Raw genomic sequence first — 15205 nt, 5'->3', positions numbered from 1 at the left:
CATTCCTACTCTCGGATAGCTTGTGCTTATGGATGATCTCAACGATTATTATTATTTCGCCGCTGTCGTCTCCAGCGGCGGTTTTGCTTCTGCAAGTCGCGATCTCAAGATACCGCGTTCGAAACTGAGCAGGCGGGTCAGCCGGCTTGAGGACGGTCTTGGCGCAAGGCTTATAGAACGCTCGACCCGTCACTTCCGGGTGACAGAGATCGGCCAAGCTTTCTACGAAAGATGCCAGACCATCCTGCAGGAGGCCGATCGCGCCAAATCGCTCGTCAGCGAGGCTCAGTCCGACCCGCAAGGTGTGGTGCGGATGGCCTGTCCGCTCGGTCTCGTCGACATTTCGGTCGGGGGGATCCTGCCCGAATTCCTGGAACGTTATCCGAAGATCAAGCTGCAGATCATCGGCTCCGACCGGCGCGCCGACCTCATCAACGAACGGATCGACCTTGAGGTGAGGGCGACCAACGAGCCGGAGACGCAGACGAGCCTGACGATGCGCAAGCTCGACCGTATCAGGCGTATCCTGGTGGCAAGTCCCGCGCTCGTCGAGCGTACCGGCAGCTTGAATGGTGTGGATGATCTCGCCGATCTGCCGACGTTGGCGATGACGTCATGGGTGTCGTTCCATACCTGGGAATTGATCGGTCCAAATGACGTCAAACGAGTGATTCGGCATCAGCCGCGGCTTACCTGCCGCAGCATGACAGCCATCCTCGACGCGGCCCGTGCCGGCCTCGGCTTCGGGCTTTTGCTCGAGAGTGCCTGCGAGGCCGATCTCCGGGCGGGCAAACTGGTGCGGGTGCTGCCGGAATGGCAGTCGGAGGAGAGCCAGTTCTACATCGTCTTCACGACCGCCAAGGGCATGCCGCCGGCAGTCCGCGTGCTGATCGATTTCCTGGTCGAGAAATCCAGGCAGCATTGACGAAGAGGCGCGGCACCTTGGAGCCGGCCTCTGCCTTATTTCAGCCGCGCCAGCAGCTTTTCGCCGGCCAATTCCCTGACGGCATCCTTGCCGATCCAGCGGGCGGTCTTATCAGAGCTCTCCGCCAGGGTCGTTGCGAGCGCCAACGCCGGCGCATGGCAGGCGAGATTACGCTTGCCGATGCTGCGCAGCGCCCAATTCACCGCCTTGCGCACGAAGTTTCGTGGATCGCCGGAATGGACCTCGATCAGCGGCAACCAGGCAAGGATAGCCGCATCGGGCTCCTTCTTTCGATGGACGGCGGCACCTGATATCATGGCGAAGGCGGTGCGTCGGACGAATTCGCGCTCGTCGTCTGCGAAGTCCCGGACGAGGTCATCCAGCCGAGCCTCGACGAAGAGATCGGCGGCGCAATCGACGATTTCCCATGAGTCGAAATCATTGGCCCAATTTCGAGCCTCTTCCATCGTCAAGCGTTTCGGCTCGGCGGTGTAGAGGGCGAGCAGGCGGGCTTCGCGGATATCGCTTCGCCAGAGCTGCATCGCCCTGACGTGATCCTTCTTCGCCAGTCTGGCGACCGCCCTGATATCGGGATTGGAGATACCAAGGGCGCGGCCGGTGACGATACCAAAGCGCGCCATGGCGGCGACATTCTCCTCCGAGCGCAGCGTTTCGAGATGCGCGATCAATCCGGCCGCATCGGAGGAGGGGCCGATCATTTCTCGAGGCGGGCGAGCAGCGAGGATGTGTCCCAGCGATTGCCGCCCATCGCCTGAACGTCGCCATAAAACTGGTCGACGACGGCGGTGACAGGCAGCTTGGCGCCGTTGCGGCGAGCTTCGGTGAGCACGATGCCGAGATCCTTGCGCATCCAGTCGACCGCAAAGCCGAAATCATATTTGCCGGCGTTCATGGTCTTGTGGCGGTTTTCCATCTGCCAGGAGCCGGCTGCGCCCTTGGAGATCACCTCGACGACCTTTTCGATATCGAGGCCGGCGCGCTTGCCGAAATGCAGCGCTTCGGCAAGCCCCTGGACGAGGCCGGCGATGCAGATCTGGTTGACCATCTTGGTCAGCTGGCCCGAGCCTGCCGGCCCCATCAGACCGACCATGCGGGCATAGGCGTCGATCACAGGCCTGGCGCGTTCGAAGACGGCTTCGTCGCCGCCGCACATGACGGTCAGGACGCCGTTTTCAGCGCCGGCCTGGCCGCCGGAGACGGGAGCATCGATGAAATCGACGCCTCGTTCCTTTGCCGCCGCATAAAGTTCGCGGGCGACCTCGGCGCTGGCGGTGGTGTTGTCGATCAGCACCGAGCCTGGCTTCATACCGTGCAAGGCGCCGTTCTCGCCCGATGTCACCGATCGGAGATCTTCGTCATTGCCGACGCAAACGAAGACGAAATCGGCCCCAGTGGCAGCTTCTGCCGGGGTAGGGGCGGATTTGCCGGAGAATTTCTCGGCCCAGGCGGCGGCTTTTTCGGCAGTGCGATTGTAGACGGTAACATCGTGGCCGCCCTTCGTCTTCAGATGGCCTGCCATGGGAAACCCCATGACGCCGAGACCGATGAACGCGACTTTAGCCATATGTCCTATCCTTTTCCTCAAGTGCAGGCTTGAGGATTAACCGAAACGGCGGGAGCAGAAAAGCCCGTGAAGAAGGACTTGTTTCCGATTGGTGCATAGGAGGCTGGCCACCGTTCGGCCGAGCCCTAGATTGGGAAGAAGGCATTATGTTCCGAGGGTGACATGAGCGAAATTCCGACGATCAAGCCGCGGCGCAAAGGCCGCAGCGGAACGCAGGCGATGCTCATTCCATCGCAGCAGATGGTCGTAGAGCAGATTCGATCAGCGCCGGAAGGTGTGCTTACCGACATCGGCGTCCTCCGCCGCCGTCTCGCTGTCCAATACGGGGCGGATGCCTGTTGCCCGGTGACCGTGCAGCGGCATTTGCGTGCGATCGCCGAACTGTCCTTCGGTGCGCTGGAAAAGGACGAACCGGTTTCGACGCTCACGCCCTATTGGCGCATGGTCGATCCCGCAAGCCTGCTTGCCAAGCGCCTTGCCGGCGGCCCAACCTTCATCCGTGAGCGTCTGGCCGCCGAAGGCTGGGACGGGGTGGAATAGCAGCCGGCAAAGCGGACGCGCGAAAAAAATCCGCTTAACCGCGATATCCGGGCCGCAAAATTTCAGCAATGGCCGAATCTTGCAAATAAAATTGTCGATATAAATTATAGATTTCATCATCATGACACTCATCGCTGAAAGGTCGACCAGCCGAAAACAGGCTCGGCGCCATCAAAAAGGGGAAAGTCATGATTTCACGTCGACAAACTCTCGGGCTTTTCGCAGCAGCCGCGGCCACGGCAATTCTGCCAGCTGTCAGGCCGGCACGCGCTGCCGCCAGCGAGTTCCGTATCGGCTGGCAGAAGAACGGCGTGTTGGCGCTCGCCAAGCGTCGCAGCGCACTTGAGAAGCGGCTTGCCGATCGCGGCATTACCGTCGGCTGGTCGGAATTCACCTCCGGCCCGCCGCTGCTCGAAGCACTGGGCGCCGGCGCCCTCGATTTCGGCGCGACCGGCGATGTGCCGCCGCTCTTTGCCCAAGCGGCCGGCGGGCAGCTCTATTATGTCGGTCTCTACAAGGGTAGCCCGGCAGCCTCGGCCATCGTCGTGCGCAAGGATTCGCCGATCAAGACGCTTGAGGACCTCAAGGGTAAGAAGGTCGCCTTCAAGCGCGGCTCTAGCGCCCATAACGTAACCGTCAAGGTTTTGCGTAAGGCGGGCCTGAAGCCCGAAGATGTCGAGCAGCTCGACCTTTCGCCGCCGGATGCCGCCGCCGCCTTCAAGAATGGTAGCATCGATGCCTGGTCGATCTGGGATCCTTATCTGGCGATTGCCGAAGCCGATCCGGAGACGCGTATCCTGACGACCGCCGAAGGCATCGTCGACTCCTACAGTTTCTTCCTCGCCAACCGTGATTTCACCGACGCCAACGGGCAGGTGATCGTCGACGTGATCGACGAGCTTGCCAAGGTCGGCAAGTCGGCACAAAGCAATCTCGACGCGACGGTGAAGGAGCTTTCCGAGATCACCGGCGTGCCGGTTGAGGTGACGCGCGTGACATTGACGCGCAAGGGCGCCGACCTCGGCAGCGTCTCGACCATCACCGATGCCGCTGCCGCCTATCAGCAGTCGCTCGCCGATGAGTTCTACGGGCTCGGCATCCTGCCGAAGAAGCTTACGACCGGTGATATCGTCTGGCGTCCCAAGGCGAGCTGATTTTTCGCCGGGGGCCAAGTTTTTCGCGCGGCGACATGGAGTGGGCCTCCATGTCGCCGATCCGGAAAAATATTCTCCAAAACGGATTACAATAGCAAATTGATATTGTCGATCTAATTGGTGGTCTATGCCACTATTCTGGCGATCGGTGGGTGGGTGCCGGGAAGGTAGCCAGCCGATCGACAGGAATATTCAGATGCTCACGCACAGTCAGTCACCCGGCCTTCTCACGACCTGCGCCGCCACCGCGATCCTCCCAAGCATCCGTGCGGCGGCGCTGCGTAGGCAGACGGTTTGCGCTTGCCCGGGGGCCATCTCGACCGCGTGTTGATTTTCGAATTCGCAGCAAAGGACCGTCTTCCATGACCACCACCTCAAATCCCATCAATTTCCTCTGGTTCATCCCGACCTCAGGCGACGGCACCTATCTCGGCTCCTCCGAGCTCAACCGCGCGCCCGAGATCGGTTATCTCACGCAGATCGCCCAGGCCGTCGACCGGCTCGGCTATTCCGGCGTGCTGCTGCCGACTGGGGTTGCCTGCGAAGAATCCTTCGTGACGGCGGCAGCTCTTGCCGCCAAGACCGAGAAGCTGCAGTTCCTGGTGGCGATCCGCCCCGGCACGGCGTCTCCTGCCTACTATGCGCGTCTTGCGACGACGCTCGACCGCATCTCCAACGGCCGGCTGCTGCTCAACATCGTCGTCGGCGGCAGCCCGGCGGAGCTTGCCGGCGACGGCATCCATCTCGAGCATGACGAGCGCTATGCCCATGCCGAGGAGTTCTTCACCGTCTTCGAGGAATTGCTGGAAAAGGGAACGGCAAGCTTCGACGGCAAATACATCAAGGCGACCAATGCGCGCCTCGGCTTTCCTTCGGTGCAGAACCCGCGCCCGCCGCTTTATTTCGGCGGCTCGTCGGACGCCGGCATCGATTTCTCCGTCGGCCGTGTCGACAAATACCTGACCTGGGGCGAGCCGCCGGCACAGGTAGCCGAAAAGGTCGCCAAGGTGCGCAAGGCCGCCGGCGAGCGCGGTCGCGAGGTGAGCTTCGGCATCCGCCTGCACTTCATCGTGCGCGAAACCGATGAGGAGGCATGGGAGGCGGCCGAACGGCTGATCCGCCATCTCGACGACGATACGATTCGCGAGGCGCAGGAGCGCTTCGTCCACGAGTCCGACTCGGTCGGCCAGAAACGCATGGCCGCCCTTCATGGCGGGCGCCGCGATAAACTCGAAGTCTCGCCGAACCTCTGGGCCGGCGTCGGCCTGGTGCGCGCTGGTGCAGGCACCGCGCTTGTGGGGTCACCGAAGACGGTGGCCGCGCGCCTTCGCGAATATCAGGAGATCGGAATCGATACGGTGATCGGTTCCGGCTATCCGCATCTCGAAGAGGCCTATCGCGTCGCCGAGCTGCTTTTCCCCGAACTCGGCATCACCCGCGAGCAGCAGCGCCTGGGCTTCAACAATGAGTTCGGGCGCAAGCAGGTTTTCGCCGGCGGTAGCCATGGCGGCAATCTGAAAGTCGTCTCCGGTTCCTGAGTTCGACGAAGACGCAGAGCGCGACACCGTCGCAAGCCGTCTACGGCTTGCGACGTCCTGTTCCCGAAAAGCGTGAGGACATTGCATGTCGACTTTCGATACTCCGTTTGTACGGTCTGTCGCTTCCGAAAAGGCCGCGAAGGCGGGTTTACGCCTGCCGTTGCCCGGCCTGGAGAAGCTGACGCCTTACCTAGTGCCGGTGGTGATCGTGGCCTTCTGGCAGCTTGCCTCCTCTGTCGGCTGGATCTCGTCGCGCATCATGCCGTCGCCGGCCGATGTCGGCCTCGCCTTCTGGTCGACGACGGTTTCCGGCCAGTTGCCGAACGACGTGCTGGTGAGCGCCGGCCGCGCCTTTGCCGGCCTTCTCGTCGGCGGCTCGATCGGTTTCCTGCTCGGCATTGCCAATGGCGTGTCGCGCATTTCCGAACAGCTGACCGATACAACACTGCAGATGCTGCGCACCATTCCGCACCTGGCGATGATCCCGCTCGTCATCCTGTGGTTCGGGATCGGCGAGGAATCGAAGCTCTTTTTGACCTCGCTCGGCGTGCTTTTCCCGGTTTATCTCAACACCTATCATGGAGTGCGCAATGTCGATCGCGACCTGATCGAGATGGGCAAGGTCTATGGCATGGGCAATTGGACGCTGTTCCGCAAGGTGATCTTTCCAGGCGCGCTGCCGTCGATCTTCGTCGGCTTGAGATATGCGCTGGGCATCATGTGGCTGACGCTGATCGTATCGGAATCGATCGCTGCATCGTCCGGCATCGGTCACATGGCCAACAATGCTCGCGAATTCATGATGACTGACGTCGTCGTGCTCGCCCTTGTCATCTATGCCGTGCTCGGCAAGCTTGCCGATGTCATCGCCCGGGCGCTGGAGAAGCGGACGCTCGCCTGGAACCCGGTCTATCAGAAATAGGAGAGACGCCATGACATCGATTGCGCATGAGCGTTTTCACGCTGCCGGCGACGAGCCGGCCTATGAATCTGCGGCGAAACGCATCGCCCCCGCGGGGGCGGCGGCGATCAGCCTGACGGGGCTTGAAAAGAGTTTTGGGACCAACCGCGTGTTGCGCGGCATCAACCTGCATATTCCGGCCGGCCAGTTCGTTGCCGTGATCGGCAAGAGCGGCTGCGGCAAGAGCACGCTGCTGCGCATCCTGATGGGCCTTGACGAGCCGAGCGCCGGCGAATTGCATTTCGAGGATGCCGAGGGCGCACAGGCGAGCCCGAATGCGCGCATCGTTTTCCAGGAGCCGCGGTTGCTGCCCTGGCTCAGCGTCGCCGACAATGTCGTGGTCGGGCTCGGTGACGGCATCGACCGACGGGCGGCGCTGAAGGCGACTGAGGCCGTGCTTGCCGAAGTCCAGCTTGGCGAGAAGACCGGCGAATGGCCGGCGCGGCTCTCCGGCGGTCAGCGGCAGCGTGTGGCGCTGGCACGGGCGCTGGTGAGCCGGCCGGGTGTGCTGGCGCTGGATGAGCCGCTCGGCGCGCTCGATGCGCTGACGCGGATCAGCATGCAGGAACTCATCAATCGCGTGTGGCGCGAACTCGGTTTCACCACTGTGCTCGTCACCCACGATGTCAGCGAAGCGGTGCATCTCGCCGATCGGGTCATCGTGCTCGACGAGGGGCGGATCGCGCTCGATCTTCCCATTCCCTATCCGCATCCGCGCCGGCATGGTAACCCCGACCTTGCCGAGCTCGAAGGCCGGCTGCTCGCCGCGATCCTCGGCACCGGCGGCGGTCATTGATCCCAGCGCTGTTCGCGAAGTTGCATGATCTCGGCATAAGCGAGGCGTGTCGACGCGAGCAGGCATGAGCGATGGCGAAATTGATAGGCGCATGGGTATGAGAAATCACTGTTCTCTGCCGAGGCATGCTGCTGCATGCGCGTAACTCACCAATAATGGCTCCCTCAAGTCGTCTTGCGCCAACTTGACTCACTCATACCTCTATGGCTATACGTATGACTCATAGCTATTGAGGTATGGATCGTAGATGTCGAACGCTCAGGACATGCTCTTCAGAACGCTCTCCGACCCGACCCGGAGGGCGCTTTTCGAGCGGCTGTGCCGTGAAGGAGAAAAGACGGTCGGAGCTCTGACGGCGCGGGCAGGGGTCTCGCAACCAGTCGTTTCAAAACATCTCGGAATCCTGAAGCAGGCCGGATTGGTGCGCGACCGCCACGAAGGTCGCCAGACGCATTATAGTGCCCAGCTCGGTGCGCTGGCGCCACTGGTCGACTGGACAAGTGAGATGGCGGGCTTCTGGCAAAGCCGTTTCGACGCGCTCGAAGATTTGCTGAAGAGGATGGATCAATGACCTATATATCGACCGAAACACGTTCCGTCGTGATCGAACGGGAGATGCCTTTTCCCACGGACAAGATCTGGCGCGCGCTCACCCAGCCGCACCTGATCCAGGAGTGGCTGATGAAGAGTGACTTCAAACCGGTCGTCGACCACCGTTTCAACTTCAATGCCGATTGGGGCTCGGTCGACTGCCGGGTTCTGGAGGTCGAGCCGAACAAGACGCTCGCTTATAGCTGGGGCGCCTATGGCCTCGAAACCGTCGTCACCTGGACGCTCACGCCGACAGGCACGGGCACGCATCTGCGCATGGAACAGTCTGGTTTCCGGCCGGATCAGCGGCAGGCCTATGGAGGCGCCAGGAGCGGCTGGCCGCAGTTCTTCGAAAAGCTGGAGCAGGTTCTCGCGCGGACAGAGTGAGAGGCGCCCGCCCGGCAAGCAGCCCATCGTCAAGGCTCATTTCGAGGAGGAGGTCCCAATTGAACTGGAACAACTGGTTTCGGCAGATCCACCGATGGCTGTCCATTGCCTTTACGGTGGCGGTCATCGCCAATATCATCGCCATGGTGCGGGAGAAATCGTCCGTCTGGGTGGGCCTCTTGGCGCTGTTGCCGCTCACCTTGCTCCTGCTTACCGGTCTCTACTTGTTCGTCCTGCCATATGCCACCCGATGGCGCGGCGCGGGACGCAACGGCGGATAGGAGTGAAGGCGATGGCCGGCAAGACGTCCAAGACCGAAGCGAAGGTCACCAAGAAGGCAGCGGCCAAGCCGGCCACCGGGGAGCCGACGCTTCTCTCCGGCGGCAACCCTCAAATCGCCAAGGGTTACGGCGACGCTCCGGTGCACGCCTATATCGCCGCCATGCCGGGCTGGAAAAGCGACGTCGGGCACCGCCTGGATGTGTTGATCACGCGCACGGTGCCCGGCGTATACAAGGCCGTCAAATGGAATTCGCCCCTTTACGGCATTGAAGGGCAGGGCTGGTTCCTCGGCGTTCATTGCTTCACGAAATACGTCAAGGTGGCTTTCTTCCGCGGCACGTCGCTGCATCCTCTGCCGCCCGGCCAATCCAAGCAGAAGGAAGTGCGCTACCTCGACATCCGCGAGAGCGACCAAATCGACGAAGCCCGGCTCGCCGCCTGGGTGGAGCAGGCCAGCCAATTGCCCGGCGAACGGATGTGAGCGGATGCCAGGCCGGCATCCAGCAACGACAACCATGAAGAAAGCGACAGCAGTCATGAAGAAGAGCGATTCCGGGGAAGGAAACGAGGGAGCCTCTCCCTCTCAGCTGATCGATGCGAGGATCGAGGAACTGCACGATTGGCGGGGCGAGATGCTTGCCCGCGTCCGCATGCTCATCCGGCAGGCCGAGCCCGCGGTGGTCGAGGAATGGAAGTGGAGAGGCGTTCCGGTGTGGGAGCGCGCCGGCATCATCTGCACCGGCGAGACCTATAAGAGCGTGGTGAAGCTGACCTTCGCCAAAGGCGCCTCGCTGGCGGATCCCTCAGGCCTCTTCAATTCCAGCCTTGACGGCAATGTCAGGCGCGCCATCGATTTTCATGAGGGCGACGAGATCGACGAGGAGGCGTTGAAGGCGCTCATTCGGAGTGCCGTCACACTCAACACTTCAACTCGCCCCGCCGGCTCGCGGAAGAAATCAAGCAACGCTTGACCCCTGGCAAGATCGCTGACATGCGATTTCAATGAATCGGGCTTTCCTCGCGCTCGAGGAAGAGTTCCAGATTGTCGAGGCCGATTTCGGTGCCCTGGAGGCGGGCACCGTTGTCGGCGTAGCCGTCAAGGAAGACCACCTGCTCAGTGAAGACCATTCTGGTTCCGCCGGGTTCGGCGTCGAAGACGACGGTGGTCAACGACGCGGAGATGCGGGTTTCCCCGAGCTTCATTTCATAGGCATAGATGATGCGGGTATCGGGTACGATATCGATGTAATGGGCGTCATAGGCGTGCAGAAGGCCGTCGGTATCGGCGACGTGGTTTCTTTCCGTGCCGCCGGGGCGGAAATCGAGCCGGTAGTCGAGCGGCACCCAGTCACCATGGCAGGCAAACCATTGGCGCTTGGCCTCCGGCGCCGACCAGGCGCGGAAGACGCGGGCAACCGGCGCTTTCAAATGGCGCTCGATGACGAGGGTGGCATGTTCGGCGGATCGTGTCGTCATTCGGGAAGGCCCTTTGTTTCATCGGCGAGAAATTGATCCAGCCTGTCGAAGGCGGTGGTCCAGCGGACCTTTCGCTGTTCCACCCAGCGTTCGACGGTGGCAAGCGCATCCTGCTGCAGGCGATAGGTTCGCACCCGGCCGGATTTTTCGGAGAGCACGAGGCCGCTCTCCTCCAGCACCTGCAGATGTTTCATCACCGTCGGCAAGGCAACCGCGAGCGGTGCGGCCAGTTCGGTAACGGAGGCCGGGCCGCGGCCGAGGCGATCGATCATGCCGCGGCGGCTGCGATCGGAAAGCGCATGGAACATACGGTCGAGATCCGCCTGGCTTTCGATCATCCCGCCGTATCCTGGAAGCGGACCGGCAGCCTGTCTTTGTAGGGGTAGAACTTGAAGTAGGGGCGGGCCTCTTCCAGAACCCTTGCAAAGGACGGGCGCGCTAGCAGTCGATCATAATAGGCGCGAAGGTTCGGCTGTTGCTGAGTGAAGGGGATCAGCGTCTCGGCATAGAAGAGAGCAGGCGCTGCGGCGCAATCAGCCATGGTGAGGGCGTCGCCTGATATCCATTGCTTGTCGGCGAGCTGCTTTTCGATCATCGCATAGGCGGTGGCGAGCGTCGCCTTGGCGGCGGCCACCTCGATTTCGTCAGCCGCTCCCTCGGGCCGCCGGCGATTGCTGACGAGCGTCTGCATCGGCGCCTGAACATAATGGTCGAAGAAGCGGTCCCAGAGGCGGACCTGGAGCGCCCGGTCGATCTCCGGCGGCAGCAGGCGAACGGGGCCGGGATAATATTGCTCGAGATATTCGATGATGATCGATGTCTCGGGAATGGTGCTGTCGCGCGCCTCGTCCCGGAGCAGCGGCATCTTGCCGATCGGCCAGAAACGGAAAAGATCGGCGCGTGAGGTCTCATCGGAAAGATCGACGATGCGATTTTCGAAGGGGGTGGCGTTTTCATAAAGCGCGATCAGCACTTTGTGGCAGAAGGAGGCGAGCGGATGCCCATAGAGCACGAGCGACATGCGGCAACCTTTCCTATCGTTGCGGTAAACTTTACCGATCGACTAACTATCAGATTGCGACGTCTCAGGCAATAGATACTTCGCCAATCGTGCAAGTATCCGTCAGCCGATATAGCGAGCGATGACCAGATGGCCGGGTGTCGGTTGGCCGTCTTCCATACGCACGTTGATATCCGATATCTCGACGAGTTCGAAACCGGTGGCAGTCAGGCGTTCTCTTACATAGGCGTCGGCATGGGCGAAGCGCTGGTGCGGCCCGACCATGTAGGCGCGGCCGGCGAGGATTTCCTCGGGCAGGGTCTCCGAGGAGAAGATGAACAGGCCGCCCGGCGTCAGGTTCTCGGCGGCGCCGAAGAACAGCGGTTCGAGTGCGCCGAGATAGGGCAGCACGTCGGTGGCGGTGATGATGTCGAAGGCTTCCTCATCGTTGTCGTCGAGGAAATCCTCGACCTCGGCGACGAAGAGCGTCTCGTAAAGATCCTTCTCATGGGCGATCTCGACCATCTTCTCCGATAGATCGATGCCGGTCATGTCAGCGCAGAGATCGCGCAGTGCGCCGCCGGTGAGACCTGTGCCGCAGCCGAGATCGAGCAGTCGCTTGAACGGTCCGAGTTTCAGCGTCTGCAGTCGCTGGCGCACCAGCATCGGCACATGATAACCGAGCTGCTCGACGAGCACGTCCTCGAAAACCTCGGCATGCTGGTCGAACAAGGTCTCGACATAGGCGTCGGGCGCCCTGACCGGCGTCTCGCCGCGGCCCATCGCGGCGATGCGCACGGCCGCACCGCCGTGATCGTCGGGATCGATTGCCAAGACTTCCTCATAGGCTGCAACGGCCGCGTCGACATCGCCGGCCTTTTCCAGCGCCAGCGCCCGGTTATAGGCCTCGCCAAGGGCTTCTTCGTCGATCTTCTTTGCCATAGCAGTCCATCGTCCTTTTGTTTCAAGCATGCGTCTAAGGCTGCTTTGGATGTTTTGCAATGGCGCGCTTGCGGGCGCAGAATGGCTGAAAAGAAGACGAAGGGAGGAACGAGCCATGAAAATGAAGGAAGACAGGACGTCATTGGTACGGGAAGGAGAGGGCGCACGGCCTTTGCTGCCAAGTACACCAGGCGAGGTTACGAACACGCTCATTCATTATTACCGCGGTGAACTCGGACGGATGACAAGTTGGCGCGACCGCATCGACCGAACCTCCAACTGGGCGATCACCGTGGTCGCAGCACTGCTTTCGGTGTCGCTGTCGACGCCGACTTCGCATCATGGAGTGCTGCTGTTCGGGATGATGCTGGTGACGCTGCTGCTGATGATCGAGGCGCGGCGTTACCGCTTCTTCGATATCTACCGTGCCCGCATTCGCCAGATCGAGCGCTGCTATTTCGCCGAGATTCTGGCGCCGGAGGCCGGGGCCGGCGGCGAATGGGCGATGGTGGTCGCCCGTAGCCTGCGCAAACCGCGCTTCCTGCTCAGCTATCAGGAGGCGATGCACCGCCGGCTCAAACGCAATTACGGCTGGATGTATTTCATCCTGTTGCTCGCCTGGTGCCTGAAGATCTCGACGCCGAAACTGCAGACGGAGGGCATGCCGGCGCTGCAGGCGCAGTCATGGGCCTATGTCATCGACAATGCCGTGCTCGGGCCGGTTCCCGGCCTTGCGGTCATTGCCATTGTCGTCGCCTTCTATCTCGGCATGCTCGCTTTCGCGCTTCGCCCGGATCGCGACGAAGGCGAATTCGGCCATGGCGAGGCGCATGTCTGACGCGGTCATAACATGCCGCCCGAACCGCTCACACTTTTCGGCATCCTGCTGCAGAGCCGATCAGTGCAGGATGAACTCGCCCTTCAGCGCCCGCCACTCGGTTGCCGAGATCAGCTTGCGGTGGATGTAGCGCACCGAATGCAGCGGCCCGTCGAGCTTCTCTTCCCAGAATTTCAGGAAGCCGCGCATTTCGGGAAAATCGGGGGCGAGGTCGTAGTCCTGCCAGACATAGGTCTGCAGGATCGCCGGGTGGTCCGGCAGGTGGTAGAGGATCTGGGCGGTCGTCAGACCGTAGCCCTGCAATTGTCTTTCCATGTCCTTGTGCATCGCATTCCACTTCTTCTTGTTCCCACTCGCGCGCTTATTAGCGCTACGTGATATGGAAACATGCGAGTGGTTAATGAAATCTTTACAGATACTTCATAAAAGGACAATTTATTTTTTATATCAATGACTTGGCAGCATCATACCGAGAGTGCTGCCAAATCGGCTTTGTCTCATGCACGCGCTTATCCCAAAACTGCGACATGCGTTTCGGCGTCACGCATCAGCGCTTGAGATGCCGGGTCAGGCGGCGTTCGATCCAGGCCCAGAGATGGCGTAAGGCCTCGACGATGACGAGATAGAAGATCGCCGCCCAGAGATAGGTCTGGTAGTCGAAGGTGCGGGAGAAGGCGTAGCGGGTTTCGCCCATCAGGTCGAGGACGGTAATGATGGCGACGACCGCCGAGCCCTTGATCAGAAGGATGATCTCGTTGCCATAAGGGCGAAGCGCGACGATGAGAGCCTGTGGCAGGATGATTTTCCGGAAAGCGATGAACTTGTGGATTCCGAGTGCGGCGGCCGCCTCGTGCTGGCCATGCGATACGCTTTCGATCGCGCCGCGCAGAATTTCGGCCTGATAGGCCGCGGTATTGATGGTCATGGCAAAGAGGCCGCAGTACCAGGCATCGCGGAAGAACCACCAGATGCCGACGGCCTCAAGCTGCGGCCGGAATATGCCGAGGCCGTAATAGACCAGGAACAGTTGGGCAAGCAGCGGCGTGCCGCGGAAGAAATAGATGTAGCTGTAGGCCAGCGCATTCAGTACCCGGTTCTTCGACATGCGCGCCACGGCAAGCGGCAGCGACAGGATGGCGCCGCAGATGACGGAAATGAAAACGAGGCTCAGCGTTATCCAGAGACCATGGAGGTAGCGCGGACCGTAACGGGTGAATTTTTCCGGATCCCAGCCATTGACGACGGAAAAGACAAGAAGCGCCGCCAGCAGAGCCCAGACGGCGACGAAGATATAGCCGGCCATGCGCGCCGGCGTCATCGGTTTCATCACCTCGCGGGGCGCGGGCTGCGGTGGAATCAGCGTTTCGGCATAGCTCATCGACTGATCTCCGAACGCTTGGCCCAACGCTCGACGTAGACGAGCAGGAAGGAGGAGAGGATGGCGAGCACCAGATAGAGGCAACAGGCCAGGCCATAGAAGAAGAAGGGTTCCTTGGTCACGCGCACGGCGACACTCGTCTGGCGGAGGATATCGGCAAGGCTGATGATCGAGACGTAGGAGGTGTCTTTCAGCAGCACCATCCAGAGGTTCGTCAGGCCCGGCAGCGCGATGCGCACGAGTTGCGGCAGGATGACCAGGCGCAGCGTGCGGCCGCGATGCAGGCCGAGCGAATCTCCCGCCTCATATTGTCCCTTGGGAATGGCGCGGAAGGCCGAGAGCAGCACCTCCGAACAGTAGGCGGAGAAGACGACCGAAAGCGCGATGACACCGGCGAGGAAGGCATTGATCTCGACGGGCGGCCCGTCATAGCCGACGAAGGTCAGCAGAGACTGGATGAGCATCTGCATGCCGTAGTAGATGATGAAGAGCGTCAGAAGCTCCGGCAGGCCACGGAAGATCGTCGTGTAGATACCGGCCGCCAGCCGCAGCGACTTTTCCTCCGACTGCTGGCCGAGCGCCACCAGGAAGCCGATGACGAGGCCGATCGGCAGGGTGACGATCGCCACCGAAATCGTGACCTGCAGGCCAAGCGCGATCTCATCGCCCCAGCCGGTATCGCCACAGGCAAGAATCGTCGACTGACCCAACCAGGTAAAGATGCCAACGGGTCCGCATAGCGGATCGAAAATGTGCACAATCCAGCTCCAGAAGGAGCCGAGCGCGGAAAATAATCCGCCCATGCGTAAATT

Annotated in this window: 21 protein-coding genes; 12 read left to right on the top strand and 9 right to left on the bottom strand. The window is 61.3% G+C overall.

The window, feature by feature from the left end; all coding sequences use genetic code 11:
- Positions 1-28: 28 nt before the first annotated feature.
- Positions 29-925, top strand: coding sequence for a LysR substrate-binding domain-containing protein (locus tag EEQ99_RS19480; protein ID WP_047610198.1), 897 nt, complete (start codon positions 29-31; stop codon positions 923-925).
- A gap of 35 nt (positions 926-960) precedes the next feature.
- On the opposite strand, the gene EEQ99_RS19475 is transcribed toward EEQ99_RS19480, so the two are convergent.
- Positions 961-1644, bottom strand: coding sequence for a DNA alkylation repair protein (locus EEQ99_RS19475; RefSeq protein ID WP_047610196.1), 684 nt, complete (start codon positions 1642-1644; stop codon positions 961-963).
- On the bottom strand, positions 1641-2510 hold the full coding sequence (locus tag EEQ99_RS19470) for an NAD(P)-dependent oxidoreductase (protein WP_047610195.1): 870 nt from the start codon (positions 2508-2510) through the stop codon (positions 1641-1643). Before EEQ99_RS19470 ends, EEQ99_RS19475 begins: the two co-directional genes overlap by 4 nt.
- Positions 2511-2672: 162 nt before the next feature.
- Between EEQ99_RS19470 and EEQ99_RS19465 the strand changes: the two genes are divergently transcribed.
- From EEQ99_RS19465 to EEQ99_RS19420, 10 genes are all read left to right on the top strand, one after another.
- Complete coding sequence (locus tag EEQ99_RS19465; protein WP_047610193.1) at positions 2673-3050, top strand: hypothetical protein; 378 nt, start codon at positions 2673-2675, stop codon at positions 3048-3050.
- A gap of 188 nt (positions 3051-3238) precedes the next feature.
- The gene (locus tag EEQ99_RS19460) at positions 3239-4204 is read left to right on the top strand and encodes an aliphatic sulfonate ABC transporter substrate-binding protein (RefSeq protein ID WP_063475039.1); all 966 of its coding nucleotides are present in this window, start codon (positions 3239-3241) and stop codon (positions 4202-4204) included.
- A 362-nt stretch (positions 4205-4566) separates the two neighbouring features.
- A complete protein-coding gene (gene ssuD, locus EEQ99_RS19455; RefSeq protein ID WP_047610189.1) occupies positions 4567-5742 on the top strand; it encodes an FMNH2-dependent alkanesulfonate monooxygenase in 1176 nt (391 codons plus the stop codon).
- 85 nt (positions 5743-5827) lie between these two features.
- On the top strand, positions 5828-6664 hold the full coding sequence (locus tag EEQ99_RS19450; protein WP_047610188.1) for an ABC transporter permease subunit: 837 nt from the start codon (positions 5828-5830) through the stop codon (positions 6662-6664).
- A 10-nt stretch (positions 6665-6674) separates the two neighbouring features.
- On the top strand, positions 6675-7499 hold the full coding sequence (locus EEQ99_RS19445) for an ATP-binding cassette domain-containing protein (protein ID WP_063475038.1): 825 nt from the start codon (positions 6675-6677) through the stop codon (positions 7497-7499).
- A 247-nt stretch (positions 7500-7746) separates the two neighbouring features.
- Positions 7747-8070 carry an ArsR/SmtB family transcription factor gene (locus EEQ99_RS19440; RefSeq protein WP_127430942.1) on the top strand — a complete coding sequence of 108 codons (324 nt, stop codon included), beginning with the start codon at positions 7747-7749 and terminating at the stop codon, positions 8068-8070.
- Positions 8067-8477 (top strand): SRPBCC family protein, encoded by a 411-nt coding sequence (locus EEQ99_RS19435; protein ID WP_047610183.1) that lies wholly within the window; start codon positions 8067-8069, stop codon positions 8475-8477. The genes EEQ99_RS19440 and EEQ99_RS19435 overlap by 4 nt, the downstream gene beginning before the upstream one ends.
- Positions 8478-8536: 59 nt before the next feature.
- Complete coding sequence (locus tag EEQ99_RS19430) at positions 8537-8758, top strand: hypothetical protein (protein ID WP_047610181.1); 222 nt, start codon at positions 8537-8539, stop codon at positions 8756-8758.
- 11 nt (positions 8759-8769) lie between these two features.
- A complete protein-coding gene (locus EEQ99_RS19425) occupies positions 8770-9240 on the top strand; it encodes a DUF1801 domain-containing protein (protein WP_097543712.1) in 471 nt (156 codons plus the stop codon).
- 34 nt (positions 9241-9274) lie between these two features.
- Entirely contained in the window at positions 9275-9730 is a 456-nt protein-coding gene (locus EEQ99_RS19420) for a DUF1801 domain-containing protein (RefSeq protein ID WP_063475037.1), read from the top strand.
- Between the two features lie 28 nt (positions 9731-9758).
- Here the strand turns inward: EEQ99_RS19420 and EEQ99_RS19415 are convergent, their stop codons facing one another.
- The 4 genes from EEQ99_RS19415 to EEQ99_RS19400 all read right to left on the bottom strand — a co-directional run bounded on the left by EEQ99_RS19415 (position 9759) and on the right by EEQ99_RS19400 (position 12177).
- Complete coding sequence (locus EEQ99_RS19415) at positions 9759-10235, bottom strand: SRPBCC family protein (protein ID WP_047610179.1); 477 nt, start codon at positions 10233-10235, stop codon at positions 9759-9761.
- The gene (locus EEQ99_RS19410; protein WP_047610177.1) at positions 10232-10573 is read right to left on the bottom strand and encodes an ArsR/SmtB family transcription factor; all 342 of its coding nucleotides are present in this window, start codon (positions 10571-10573) and stop codon (positions 10232-10234) included. The genes EEQ99_RS19415 and EEQ99_RS19410 overlap by 4 nt, the downstream gene beginning before the upstream one ends.
- Positions 10570-11256, bottom strand: a complete 687-nt coding sequence (locus tag EEQ99_RS19405) for a glutathione S-transferase family protein (RefSeq protein ID WP_047610174.1) — start codon at positions 11254-11256, stop codon at positions 10570-10572. The genes EEQ99_RS19410 and EEQ99_RS19405 overlap by 4 nt, the downstream gene beginning before the upstream one ends.
- A 102-nt stretch (positions 11257-11358) precedes the next feature.
- A complete protein-coding gene (locus tag EEQ99_RS19400) occupies positions 11359-12177 on the bottom strand; it encodes a class I SAM-dependent DNA methyltransferase (protein ID WP_047610172.1) in 819 nt (272 codons plus the stop codon).
- Positions 12178-12292: 115 nt separating this feature from the next.
- Between EEQ99_RS19400 and EEQ99_RS19395 the strand changes: the two genes are divergently transcribed.
- On the top strand, positions 12293-13015 hold the full coding sequence (locus EEQ99_RS19395; RefSeq protein ID WP_063475036.1) for a DUF2270 domain-containing protein: 723 nt from the start codon (positions 12293-12295) through the stop codon (positions 13013-13015).
- 60 nt (positions 13016-13075) lie between these two features.
- On the opposite strand, the gene EEQ99_RS19390 is transcribed toward EEQ99_RS19395, so the two are convergent.
- From EEQ99_RS19390 to EEQ99_RS19380, 3 genes are all read right to left on the bottom strand, one after another.
- On the bottom strand, positions 13076-13342 hold the full coding sequence (locus tag EEQ99_RS19390; protein WP_063475035.1) for an usg protein: 267 nt from the start codon (positions 13340-13342) through the stop codon (positions 13076-13078).
- Between the two features lie 220 nt (positions 13343-13562).
- Entirely contained in the window at positions 13563-14393 is an 831-nt protein-coding gene (locus tag EEQ99_RS19385; RefSeq protein ID WP_063475034.1) for an ABC transporter permease, read from the bottom strand.
- A complete protein-coding gene (locus EEQ99_RS19380; protein WP_047610168.1) occupies positions 14390-15196 on the bottom strand; it encodes an ABC transporter permease in 807 nt (268 codons plus the stop codon). The genes EEQ99_RS19385 and EEQ99_RS19380 overlap by 4 nt, the downstream gene beginning before the upstream one ends.
- Between the last annotated feature and the right edge of the window lie 9 nt (positions 15197-15205).

Source organism: Rhizobium anhuiense, assembly GCF_003985145.1.
GTDB classification, from domain to species: Bacteria; Pseudomonadota; Alphaproteobacteria; order Rhizobiales; family Rhizobiaceae; genus Rhizobium; species Rhizobium anhuiense.
The sequence above is the reverse complement of the archived record's forward strand: the minus strand, read 5'-3'. Positions and strand labels throughout refer to the sequence as shown.